Source organism: Hydrogenophaga sp., from assembly GCF_041633695.1.
Classification (GTDB): domain Bacteria; phylum Pseudomonadota; class Gammaproteobacteria; order Burkholderiales; family Burkholderiaceae_C; genus Hydrogenophaga.
Map to the genome: position 1 here is coordinate 1 of NZ_JBFJMY010000104.1, position 11,673 is coordinate 11,673.

At 66.6% G+C, this 11,673-nt stretch carries 11 protein-coding genes; 2 read left to right on the forward strand and 9 right to left on the reverse strand.

The window, feature by feature from the left end; genetic code table 11:
- On the forward strand, positions 1 to 801 hold an 801-nt coding region (locus ABYB95_RS08700; protein WP_372658074.1), incomplete at its 5' end, for an ABC transporter substrate-binding protein.
- Between the two features lie 111 nt (positions 802 to 912).
- On the opposite strand, the gene ABYB95_RS08705 is transcribed toward ABYB95_RS08700, so the two are convergent.
- From ABYB95_RS08705 to ABYB95_RS08730, 6 genes are all read right to left on the reverse strand, one after another.
- On the reverse strand, positions 913 to 2,352 hold the full coding sequence (locus ABYB95_RS08705; protein ID WP_372658075.1) for a DUF1501 domain-containing protein: 1,440 nt from the start codon (positions 2,350 to 2,352) through the stop codon (positions 913 to 915).
- 7 nt (positions 2,353 to 2,359) lie between these two features.
- On the reverse strand, positions 2,360 to 4,135 hold the full coding sequence (locus tag ABYB95_RS08710) for a DUF1800 family protein (RefSeq protein WP_372658076.1): 1,776 nt from the start codon (positions 4,133 to 4,135) through the stop codon (positions 2,360 to 2,362).
- A gap of 207 nt (positions 4,136 to 4,342) precedes the next feature.
- On the reverse strand, positions 4,343 to 5,248 hold the full coding sequence (locus ABYB95_RS08715) for an OmpA family protein (protein WP_372658077.1): 906 nt from the start codon (positions 5,246 to 5,248) through the stop codon (positions 4,343 to 4,345).
- Positions 5,249 to 5,304: 56 nt separating this feature from the next.
- On the reverse strand, positions 5,305 to 5,688 hold the full coding sequence (locus ABYB95_RS08720; protein WP_372658078.1) for a DUF4398 domain-containing protein: 384 nt from the start codon (positions 5,686 to 5,688) through the stop codon (positions 5,305 to 5,307).
- An 87-nt stretch (positions 5,689 to 5,775) separates the two neighbouring features.
- Positions 5,776 to 6,042: a hypothetical protein gene (locus ABYB95_RS08725; protein WP_372658079.1), complete on the reverse strand. Its 267-nt coding sequence runs from the start codon at positions 6,040 to 6,042 to the stop codon at positions 5,776 to 5,778.
- On the reverse strand, positions 6,039 to 6,428 hold the full coding sequence (locus ABYB95_RS08730) for a LapA family protein (protein ID WP_372658080.1): 390 nt from the start codon (positions 6,426 to 6,428) through the stop codon (positions 6,039 to 6,041). The genes ABYB95_RS08725 and ABYB95_RS08730 overlap by 4 nt, the downstream gene beginning before the upstream one ends.
- A 92-nt stretch (positions 6,429 to 6,520) precedes the next feature.
- Between ABYB95_RS08730 and ABYB95_RS08735 the strand changes: the two genes are divergently transcribed.
- Entirely contained in the window at positions 6,521 to 7,483 is a 963-nt protein-coding gene (locus tag ABYB95_RS08735) for a LysR family transcriptional regulator (protein ID WP_372658081.1), read from the forward strand.
- A 44-nt stretch (positions 7,484 to 7,527) separates the two neighbouring features.
- Here ABYB95_RS08735 and ABYB95_RS08740 read toward each other — a convergent pair whose 3' ends face one another.
- From ABYB95_RS08740 to ABYB95_RS08750, 3 genes are all read right to left on the reverse strand, one after another.
- Positions 7,528 to 7,965, reverse strand: coding sequence for a universal stress protein (locus tag ABYB95_RS08740; protein WP_372658082.1), 438 nt, complete (start codon positions 7,963 to 7,965; stop codon positions 7,528 to 7,530).
- Positions 7,966 to 8,109: 144 nt separating this feature from the next.
- Positions 8,110 to 10,926 carry a formate dehydrogenase subunit alpha gene (gene fdhF / locus ABYB95_RS08745; protein ID WP_372658083.1) on the reverse strand — a complete coding sequence of 939 codons (2,817 nt, stop codon included), beginning with the start codon at positions 10,924 to 10,926 and terminating at the stop codon, positions 8,110 to 8,112.
- On the reverse strand, positions 10,923 to 11,673 hold a 751-nt coding region (locus tag ABYB95_RS08750; protein ID WP_372658084.1), incomplete at its 5' end, for an NADH-ubiquinone oxidoreductase-F iron-sulfur binding region domain-containing protein. The genes ABYB95_RS08750 and fdhF, both read right to left, overlap by 4 nt.

An 11,673-nucleotide genomic window follows, 5' to 3' on the forward strand; every position in this document is an offset into this window, starting at 1 on the left:
CAGGCGCTCTTTCCTTTGCTCGAAAAAGCCGGGGTGGCCTTGGTCGGCCCATCTACCGGCGCCATGGTCATGCACACGCCGGTACATAGGTCGGTCTTCAATGTGCGAGCGACCTACCAAAGAGAAGCCGAAATGGCGGTCAGCTACCTGGCGTCGGTCGGGATCACCCGCATCGCCATCGTGCACGCCGACGACTCCTTCGGAAAAGACGCGCTGGAGGGCGCGCAAAACGGATTCACCAAGGCCAAACTCCAACCGGCTGCGATCCTCGCGGCCGATCGGTCCAAGCCCGACTACACCCAGATCGTCCCCGAGCTGGTCAAGGCCAATGCCCAGTCGGTGTTGTGGATTGCCTCGGGCACAGCGGTCTCCGAGGGCGTGAAAGCCTTGCGCGCGGCAGGCTCGTCGGCGCAGATCGTGACCTTGTCCAACAACGCATCGAGCGGCTTCATCACCGGCCTGGGCGACAACAGCCGCGGCGTGATCGTGACCCAGGTGTACCCCTATGAACGCTCGATCGCCTTCCCTTTTGTGAAGGAGGCAAAAGACATGGCCAAGGCGCGCAAGCTGCCCGACATCAGCCCCGCCATGCTGGAAGGTTTTGCAGCCGCCAAAGTATTGGTGGAAGGCCTGCGCCGCGCAGGTCCCAAGCCCAGCCGGGAAGCCATCATCCAGGCGCTGGAGAGCATCAACAAGTACGATCTCGGCGGCCTGGACGTGAGCTACTCGCCGACCGACCACACCGGGCTGGACTTCGCCGATTTGTCCATCATCGGGATCAGCGGCAAATTCCGGCGCTGATTCGGACGCGTAGAGATTAGGGCCTGTTCACACTATTTTTCCAGGTGCGAAAAAATAGTGTGAACAGGCCCTAGAGAGAACGGGTAGAGCGCGCGCTGCGGCGCACCCTCGTCAAACAAAGCCCAGGTTTTTCTGGCTGAAGTTCTTGAGATTGGGCAGCACCGTGGCCAACTGGCCGCTGCTGGCGCCCAGCCAGGACAAGAGCGTGGCGGCGTACTGGTCCACGCCCACCGCCGGTATCCAGCGGCCATGCCGCTCCCAGCTGTCCACTCCCACGTCGTTGGCGCCACCGAGCACCAGTTCGGGGTAAGTGCCGTAGGTGGCATTGCCCTTCACCGCACCGCCCAGCACCAGGTGGTGGTTGCCCCAGGCGTGGTCGGTCCCCTTGCTGCTGTTGGGCTTGAAGGTGCGGCCAAAATCGCTCTGGGTGAACAGGGTCACGCCCTGGTCCTGGCCAATGGCTTTCATGGCGTTGTGAAAGCAGGCCATGGCATCGGCCAGGGCTTTCAGCAAACCCGCATGGGCGCCCACAAGATTGGTGCTCGCTATCTGATCGCCGTGGGTGTCGTAGCCGCCCTGCTGGGCAAAAAAGATCTGGCGGTCGCCCTGCACCACGGCCCGGCCTTCGACCAGCTTGGCCACCTGGTAGAGCTGCTTGCCGATGCCGGTGCTGATCTTCCCGTCGGCGGTGATGGGCGCAAAGGCGTTGTTGATCGCGGCCGAGCTTCCGGTAGACCCCGGTTGTACCTTGACCAGATCGCCCAGGCGCGTGGCCACCGCGAAGGCGTCGCGCTGTTGCTGCCCGTAGGTGTTGAGCAAGGTATTGGCTTGCGCGTCGGCGTACATGGCTTCCAGCGCGGTCTTGCGCGCCGCCACGGGCGCCCAACTGGTGTCCGTCAAACCCTCCAGGCCAAAGGTGGCGCCCGGTTCGGGCAGCACCAAGGGGGGTTGGTAGGCGGACAAGCCAAAACGGCCGCTGCCGCCCAGCGAAATGACCGGATTGGTGGTGCCCAGCGTGGCGGCGGCGCGCCCGCCCCAGCCGGTGCGCTCCAGCGCATCGGTGCTGGCCGCCTCCCAGAGCACCTGCTGGTCGGCGTGCGAGAACAGGCTATCGGGAATCAGGCTGGAGCCTGCGGCTGCGTTGCGGTATTCGCTTTTGCTCATGGGCGCATACAGCGGCCCTACGTTGAGCACCGGCGCCAGACTGCCCTCGGACCAGGCCGACGAGAGCGCGGCCATGGCCGGATGCAAACCCAAATCGGTGCCGCTCAGACCAACCAGGCTGCTGCGTGGCAAGGCCAGTTCGCCGCGCACACCGGCGTATTGGTTGTGGCGCGTGAGATCGGTCGGCACCACGGTGTTCATGCCGTCGTTGCCGCCGTACAAAAACACACAAACCAAGGCCTTGTAAGCGCTCTGGGCCTGTGCCGGTGCGGCAGGCAACAAGGCCGACAGGCCGGTGGCGCCCAGGGCGCCTGCCAAGGTGGTGCCGGTGAACTGCAGCCAGCGGCGCCGGTTCAGCGCCAGGAGGGGGTTGGTGTGGTGGCTCATGGCGTCCTCAGCGGATCAATTGGTATTGCGGCGAAGCGAACACCAGGTAAGCGGCTTGCTGGACCCGGTATTTCAAATAGTCGTTGCCGCTGTTTTGTTGCGTGAACGCCGCCACCGCGTTGACCACCTGGGTGCGGGTCTTGGCCGGCAAGGGCTCGCCCAGCGCCAGCATCGCGAACCGGTCCGTCAATTTGGCCGGATCGCCCGCATCGGGCAGGAAGGCCGAGAGATCGACCCGGGTGCCCAGCGCGGCCGGCACATTGCTGCTGGGCGCGCTGCCGTTCCAGAACACCAGGTAGTTGACGTAGTTGATGCGTTGCAAGGCGGTGTTGGCGTTGTGGATGCCAAACGCCGGCCCCACCAGTGCCGTGCCGGCCACCGGGTAATTGGGCGGGTAGAAGTTGAACACCGAAGGTGGGCGGAACACGTGCTGGCGCAGGTTCTCACCCCACCACCAGCCCAGGGCATCGCCATCGGTGCGGCCATTGAGCGCGCGCAGCACACCGGCGAACAATTGGATGGGTTCGCGCAGACGTCCGGCGCTGGCCGTGGGCGCGGTGCTGCGGGCTTCCGCGTCGAGCAAGATGGCGGCCACCGTGGCCTTCATGTCGCCGCGCTCACCGGTGCCAAAACCCTGGAAGCGCCCGCTGGTGAAAGCGTTGGCCACCCGCTGCACATAGGCGGGCGAGGGGTTGCTGCTGACCAGATGCTGGATCAGCTGGCGCCCGACGAAGGGCGCGGCATTGGGGTGCGCCATCACGCTATCAAGCACTTTGTCCAGTGCCGCAGGCGCGGTGTGCCCACTGGCCAGGCTGACGCCCGAGAGCAGGCTGCGCGCCTGTGTGTCGTGGAACGCGGCCACGGCCACCATGTCGCCACCGTAGTAACGGCAGTTGGTGCCGGTCGGCCAGCAACCCCAAGGGGTGGCACCACCAGCGGGGTAGGTCCAGCCGGTCAGGGCATAGGCGTACTCGCGCACCTTGGCGTTGTCGTAAGTGGCCACACAGTCACCGCCTTTGAGCGTGCCGTCGCCATTGAGCTCGCAGGTGCCGATGGCGAACAGCTGCAGCAGTTCGCGCGCAAAGTTTTCGTTCGGCGCGCTTTTGTCGTTGTTGGCGTTGTTCAAGTAGTCGCCCATCACCGGCGACAGCGCCACTTTGCGCAGCACCTCGCGGTAGTTGCCGAAGGCCTGGTCCAGCAAGGCGTTGTGGTAGTTGCGCAAGCCGTAGGTGCCGTCCACCTCCAGGTTGGACACCACCACGATCTGCTGCAAGGCCAGCGCCACCCGTTGGCGCAGCTGGTCGGGCTGGCCCACCGCGTTGCGGTAAAAGTCCCAGACCAGGGGCGTGGACGAAGACCAGTCGCGCCAGCATTGGTCGCCCCGGCCATTGCAGAACTCACCACTGCCGGTGTACTGGTGCACAGCGCCGTCGCCACCCCGGCTGTAGCGCGAGTTGCTCAAGGCCATCTGGCCCGAGATCCACTTGGCCGCACCCTGCGCCTGGATGCTGGCCACCAGGCTTTCGGTGGGGCCGAAGCTGGCCTGGTCGGCGAGGCGCACCGCGTCTCGGCTGGAAGTGGGTGCATCGGGCAGGTTGCCGCCAATGGTTTCGGTCGACGGCGTGGGCGCCACCGCGCCTCCACCACCCCCGCCGCTCGACCCGCCGCCACAAGCGACCAGCGCCAGCGACAAGGACAAACCCAGCCACCCAAGACCGGCGCGGCAGCGCCGCCCGATGGACGAGGGAATACCTGCTTTTGATGGATATGTGCGACAGCTCATGGAGACGCAATGTAGAAGGCATGGCGCGCCCCCCACCACGGCATGTAACCAGGTGTTGAGATACAACCCCGGCCCCGTTACGTCTTTCTACAGGGGCGGGATAGGTGGCGGCAAAAGCGCGATCAGCGGTCCAGCGGCGGCCAACGCGAAAAAACCGCCGCCGGCGGGAGCCGATGGCGGTTGGGCGCGCACCCGTGGGCGCTGCGCTTACTGGGTGCCGGAGATCACCACTTCGACGCGGCGGTTGCGCTGGCGGCCTTCGGCGGTGTTGTTGCTCGCCACCGGGCTGGCTTCACCAAAGCCGGTGGTGTTGACGCGGTTGGATGCAATGCCCCGACCGGTCAGTGCGGTCTGCACCGCTTCGGCCCGGCGCTGAGACAGCTGCTGGTTGTAAGCCTCGCCGCCCACCGAGTCGGTATAGCCTTCCACCGCCACGGTGCGCTCGGGGTTGTCGCGCATGAACGTGGCCAGGCGATCGATGGTGCGCATGGCGCCCGGCTTGAGCTGCGCACGGCCGGTATCGAACAACACATCACCCAGGGTGAGCACCATGCCGCGGTCGGTCTGTTTGGCTTGCAGCTCGGCCAGCTGGGCTTGCAGCGAGCTGTTCTTGGCTTTGGCGGCCTCGGCAGCGGCCAGGCGTTCTTCGGCCAGCTTGCTGGCGTCCTGGGCGCGCTTCATGGCCATCTCGGCTTCGGCGCGGGACTTTTCGGCGGCCAGGGCCTGCACCTGGGCTTCGCGGCTGCGCGAGTCCATCAGAATGCGGTCGCGCTGGGCACGAGCGCCAGACACCGTTGCCTGCGAGCGGGCGATCTGCCCGGCCTGCATGGCCACGGCGGCTTGCTGGCGTGCCAGGTAGGCGTGGTGCTCGACCAGATCCACGTCTTCACCGGCCTTGAGCGCCGACTCGGCTTTCTGCAACGAAGCTTGCGCCCGGCTGAGCTCCAGCGGCGCGCTGCGCGCCACGCTGGCGTCGTTGGCGGCCTGCTGGTACAAGGCCCGCGCCTCGCTCAGCATGGGGTTGGATGCGGGCACGGAGGCACAGGCCACGGCCAGTGCGGCCACCACGGGGATCAGAGCCAGTCGAAGCTGGCGCGGTTGAAATCGGTTCATATGGGTTCCTTGGGTCGCAAATGGGGGGAGGCAATTCGCCTGGACCAAGTGCTGGGTTATTTGGCTTTGCGGATTTCGGCGTCCAGCGTGTCGTTGGCGCGTTGCAGCTCCGATGCCGCTTCCTGCGCCTTGCTGGCGCGTGCCTTGCGCTCGGCCAACTCGGCATCGGCGGTGGCCTTCTCGGCCAGGCGGGCGGCCGCAGTGAAGCGCTCTTCGCGCAGCGCCGCTTCGGCGCGCACCAGCTTGTCGCGGGCGGCCAACAGCTCCACCGGAGACGACTGCGCGGCACCCGCGCTTTCGGCTTGGGTGATGGCCGCGCGTGCCGCGGCCATTTCGCCCACCGGCAGCTGGCCTTTGCTGGCGCAAGCGCTCAAGGTCAGGACAGAGACCACCGCCAAGGCGGTTAGCCAGCGGCGGGGATGGTTGGATGCAAAGTTCATGGTGCGTGTACTCCGGTTAAAAAATTGAGACGGTAGAAGGCCGGTCCAAGATCGGTGTGGACGGACCCGGGATGTCCATGGCGCGTTTCAATGGCGCTCCTGGCGGCGCATCTGCAGTTCGTCGGACAGCGCGGCGAATGTGCGCTGGTCGTTGGAGGCGTGGCGCATGGGCTGGTCGAGCAATTCGGTCATGTCGTTCAAGCCCGATTCGTCGGCCTTCATATAAAGCCGGCCCATTTTTTCGGCGATGGCGCGGTAGGCCGTGTCGATGTCTTCCACCCGCCGGCCCATCTCGTCGAGCACGTGCAGGCTGACACTGCCCAGGTCGTGAAAGGTGCGTGGCTTTTCGCTCATGGCAGCTTCACCAGGGGTTCGTTGACCACCCGCTCCAGCTTGCCGATGCGCTCGTTGAGCTGTCGAAACTCGCTGGTGATCAGGTGCTGCAGGGCTTCCAGGCGAGAGGCCTCGGCACTGTCGGCCACCTCTTGCTTGTGCCGCAGTTCTTTGTGCAGCTTGCGCGTCTCCATGAGGTTGGCGATGCGGCTGTACAGCGTGGCGACCAGAAACAGCACCACGAACACGCCGGTGAGGGCGACGAGCACCACACCCATGGGTGCGTCCACGTCGGCCACCAGCAGGTTGAGCGAGGTCGGCGCGTTGAGCGCAGACCAGTTCAGGCCGCAGAAAAGCACGATCAGCGCGACCGCACTCCAGGCCATCCAGTGACTGATGCGTTCCATGGTGGGCTCCTGTGTTGATGAATGGATACACCCAGGTTAAATGCTCACAATTGATAAGTAAAATCCATTTATTTACATTTGAATTTTCAAAAATGAAAAGCAAAACCCAGGACAAAACCCAGGACGGTGTGGCGCGTGCGCCAGGCCCGCTGGGCACGACCGTACACGCCCGGCTGGCCTGGTCGGACTTTCAGGTCGTGCTGGAAGTGGCCCGCCACAAGAGCGTGGCCAAGGCCTGCGAGCCGCTGGCCTTGTCGCATGTGACCTTGTTGCGCAAGCTCGAAGCCATCGAGACGCGGCTCAAGGCGCGCTTGTTCGAACGTGTGCGGGGCCGCTACACGCTCACCGATGCGGGCACCGTGGTGGTGGACGCGGCCACGGGTATCGAACCGCTGGCGCGCACGGCGGAAATGCAGGTGCTGGGGCAAGACATGCGGCCCAGCGGCCTGGTGCGCGTGACCGCCGCCGGGATCGTGATCGACCACCTGCTGGCGCCGGTGCTGAGCCAGTTCGGCACCGCCTTTCCCGAGGTCATCATCGAGCTGGTGACCTCACGCGAGCACACCAGCCTGGTCCGGCGCGAAGCCGATGTGGCGATCCGCGTGAGCGACCAGGCGCCCGACTGGCTGGTGGGCCGCAAACTGGGTCTGGTCGATTTCGGGATTTACGGTCTCAAACGGCCCGGTTTGAAACCGCAGCGCCGCCCGCTGGCCGACTGGTTGCCGCAGCGGCGCTGGATCGGATTTGAGCGCGATGCGCGCGAACTCAAGTTCGACCGCTGGCTCAGCACCCAGGTGCCGGAAGCCTCGGTGGTGCTGCGGGTGGACGGCTTCAGCCAGGCCTTGACCATGGTGCGCGCCGGGTTGGGCATCGCCCTGCTGCCCACGTTTCTGGAGCACAGCTGCCCCGAGCTGCAGGCGCTGAGCGATCCCATTCCGGCATTGCGCACCCCGCTGTGGCTGCTCACCCACCAGGAGTTGCGCGACACCATGCGCATCCAGGTGCTGATACGGGCTTTTGGCCCCGCGCTCACGCATGCGCTGCAAGGCCTTTGACGCCGAGCCGCCCCGAGGGGTCATCGGGGGCAGCGGGGGGACGTTCAGGATTTGACGATCAGCACCGGCACCTTGGCATGGGTGAGCACCTTTTGCGCCACGCTGCCCAGAATCAAGGCCTTGACACCCTGGCGCCCGTGCGAGCCCATGACGATCAGGTCGCAGCCTTCGGCCTCGGCGGTTTCGATCACGCCTTCGTAGACCACGTTGCGCTCGATGGTGTCACCGGCAAAGGGCACGCCCTCGGTCTTGCAGATCTTGGCCAGGGCTTCCAGGGCCTGACCGGCCGCCGCCTTGGCCTGCGACAAATAGGTTTGCAAGCCCGCCACCGAAGCGTCGCCAATGCCGATGTAGGGGAAGGGATCGATCACATACAGCCCCACGATCTGGCCGCCCTGGCTCTTGGCCAGTTGCACGGCGGTGAGCGCTGCCGTGTGGGCGAGTTCCGAGCCGTCGGTGGGGAAAAGGATTTTCTTGAACATGGCGTTTCTCCTGTTGCGTGGTGTGCCCGCGCCTGCGGCTCATCCGCAGACCCGTGCAACGCCCGGCTTTCATTTTGGCGACACAGCCCCAGCGCCTGCTTGCGCCAGATCAAGGCCCGCGCCTGCCGCTCCAGCGGCCCCGCTTCAAGCCGGTACCACGTTCACTGCACAGTACTTGAGTTCGGCGATCTTGCCAACCGGGTCCAGGGCCGGGTTGGTCAGCAGGTTCGCCGCCGCTTCCGCGTACGCGAAGGGAATGAACACGGTCTCGCGCGGCATGCCCGCGTCCAGCCGCACCGGCAGGCGCACCTCGCCCCGGCGCGAGCGCACCAGCACATCGGCGCCGGCGTGCAGGCGCAAACGCTCGGCGGTTTCGGGGTGCAGGCTGAGCAACGCCGAGGGCTCCACCGCATCCAACACCTGGCTGCGCCGCGTCATGCTGCCGGTGTGCCAATGTTCGAGCTGGCGCCCGGTGATCAGCACCAGCGGGTACTCGGCATCGGGCGATTCGGCGGGTGCCAAGTGCGCGGCGGGCACCAGCCGGGCCTTGCCGCTGGCGGTGGGAAAGCCGTTTTGGAACACCACCGGTTGCCCGGGGTCTTGGGCCGACGTGACCGGATAGGTGACGGCGCCTTCGTTTTGCAAACGCGCCCACGACAGCCCCGCGATCGAGGGCATGAGCGAACGCATTTCTTCGAACACCGCGCCCACGCCCTGCGTGTCGTCGGCGCTGGACGAGCCGTCGGCCGCCACGCCGTAGTCCCAGGCCTGGCCCATGCGGCGCGCGAGCTGTTCGGTGATCCAGGCGTCGGCACGGGCCTCGCCGGGCGCCGACACCGCCTTGCGCCCGAGTTGCACACAGCGGTCGGTGTTGGTCACGCTGCCGGTCTTTTCGGGCCAGGCGGTGGCGGGCAGGATCACGTCGGCCAGGCCGGCGGTTTCGGTGAGAAAGATGTCTTGCACCACCAGGTGGTCGAGGCGCGCCAGCGCTTCGCGGGCGTGGTTGGCGTCGGGGTCGCTCATGGCCGGGTTCTCGCCCTGGATCAGCATGGCGCGGATCTGGCCTTCGTGGGCGGCGTTGACGATTTCCACCACGGTGAGGCCGGGCTCGTCCGACAGGCTGCCCGGTGCCATGCCCCAGGCGGCTTCGGTGCGGGCGCGCACGGCCGGGTCGGCCACGCCCTGGTAGTCGGGCAAGACCATGGGAATCAGCCCGGCGTCGCTGGCGCCTTGCACATTGTTCTGGCCGCGCAAAGGGTGCAGGCCGGTGCCGGGGCGGCCCACGTGCCCGGTGATCAGGGCCAGCGCGATCAGGCAGCGCGCGTTGTCGGTGCCGTGGGTGTGCTGGCTGATGCCCATGCCCCAGAAGATCATGCTGTTGCCGGCGGTGGCGTAGGCCTGCGCCACCTCGCGCAAGGTGGGTGCGTCGATGCCGCACACCGGCGCCATGGCCTCGGGGCTGAAGTCGGCCACATGGGCTTTGAGCTGCGCAAAGTCCAAGGTGTTGGCTTCGATGTAAGCCGTGTTGGCCAGGCCTTCAAAAATGATGGTGTGCAGCATGGCGTTGAGCAAGGCCACGTCGCTGCCGGGCGTGAAGCCCAGGTGTTTCCAGGCCTGGCGCGCCAGTTCGGTGCGGCGCGGGTCGGCCATCACCAGGCGCGTGCCTTGGCGGATCGCGTTCTTGATCCAGGTCGCGCCCACTGGGTGGTTTTGTGCCGGGTTGGCGCCGATCACCAGCACGAAGTCGGCGTGCTGCACGTCGCGCAGCGGATTGGTCACCACCGCCGAACCCAGGCCTTCCATGAGCGCGGCCACGCTCGACGCGTGGCACAAGCGGGTGCAGTGGTCCACGTTGTGGGTGTCAAAGGCGGTGCGCACCAGCTTCTGGAACAAATAGGCCTCTTCGTTCGTGCCTTTGGCCGAACCAAAACCCGCCACCGGGCCGCGCTTGCCGCGCAGCGCCGTGGCGGCGAGTGCGCGCTGGAAACCAGCGGCGGCGGCGTCCAGCGCCTCGTCCCAGCTCGCTTCGCGAAAGCGCTCGTGCACTTGTTCGGGGGTGAGGCGGTGCAAGACCTTGTGCGGCTCCTTGGGCACACCGGCGCGGCGGATCAGCGGGCGGGTGAGGCGGTCCGGGCTGTGCGCGTAGTCAAAGCCAAAACGGCCTTTGACGCACAGGCGCCCCGCGTTGGCTGGGCCGTCGGCACCTTCCACGTGCTGGATGGTGTCGTCGCTCACGTTGTAGGTGATCTGGCAGCCCACGCCGCAATACGGGCAAACCGATTGCACCTGCTCTTGCGCAGCTTGTTGAAACGCGCCATTGGCTGGTGCGATGGCGCCGGTGGGACAGGCCTGCACGCATTCACCGCAAGCCACGCAGGTGCTCTCGCCCATGGGGTCGTTCTGGTCGAACACGATTTGCGCGTGTGCGCCCCGAAAGGCCAGGCCGAGCACATCGTTGCCCTGGGTTTCGCGGCAAGCGCGTATGCAGCGCGTGCACTGGATGCAGGCGTCCAGGTTGACGGCCATGGCCGGGTGGCTGAGGTCGTGCGTGGCGGCCGCTCGGGCCGGGAAACGGGCCGGCTCGGCACCGGCGAACGCCGCCCACTGCGCCAGCTCGCTGTCGTGTTTGAGCGCGGCGGTGTCGTGCGCATCGCTCAGCAGCAGCTCCAGCACGGTCTTTTGCGCGGCCACGGCGCGTGGGCTGTCGGTGTGCACCACCATGTCGGCCTGGGGTGCGCGGCAGCACGAAGGCGCAAGCACGCGCTCACCCGCCACCTCGACCACGCAGGCGCGGCAGTTGCCGGGGCTGCGCAAGCCATCCATGTGGCACAGATGCGGCACCTCGATGCCGTGGCGCTGCGCCACCTTCAGGAGGCTCTCGCCCGGTGCGGCTTCCACCGCCTGGCCGTTGAGGGTGAAGGCGATGGGCACCGCGTCGTGGGGCAGGTCGTTGGATTTCATCGTGCGTGCTCCTCGGCGGCGGCGCCGTTCACCTCGTGTGCAAAAAACCGCAGCACCGAATCCACCGGGTTCGGCGCGGCCTGGCCCAGGCCACAAATGGAAGCGTCGCGCATCACCTGCGAGAGCTCGGCCAGCAGCGGCGCGTCCCACACCGGCGCCTGCAGCAACTGCACCGATTTGGCGGTACCGGCGCGGCACGGCGTGCACTGGCCGCAGGACTCGTGCTCAAAGAACTGCATCAGGTTGAGCGCGGCGTCGCGCATGCGGTCTTGTTCGCCCAGCACCACCACCGCCATGGAACCGATGAAACAACCGTGCTCGGCCAGGGTATCGAAATCCAACGGCACATCGGCCAAAGACGCGGGCAGGATGCCGCCCGAAGCCCCGCCGGGCAGGTAGCCGTAGAGCGCGTGACCAACGGCCATGCCGCCCGCGTATTCGTCCACCAACTCGCGCAGGGTGATGCCCGCCGGAGCCAGGTACATACCCGGACGCTGCACCCGCCCAGACACCGAGAACCGCCGCAGGCCGCTGCGCCCATGGCGCCCCTGCTCCGCCAGCCAGGCCCCACCCCGGGCCAGAATCTCGGGCAACCACCACAGGGTCTCCGGGTTGTGGGCCAGCGTGGGTCGGCCAAACACGCCGTGCATGGCGACGATGGGCGGCTTCAGGCGCGGCAAGCCGCGCTTGCCTTCCACCGATTCGATCAGCGCCGACTCTTCGCCGCAGATGTAGGCGCCGGCCCCG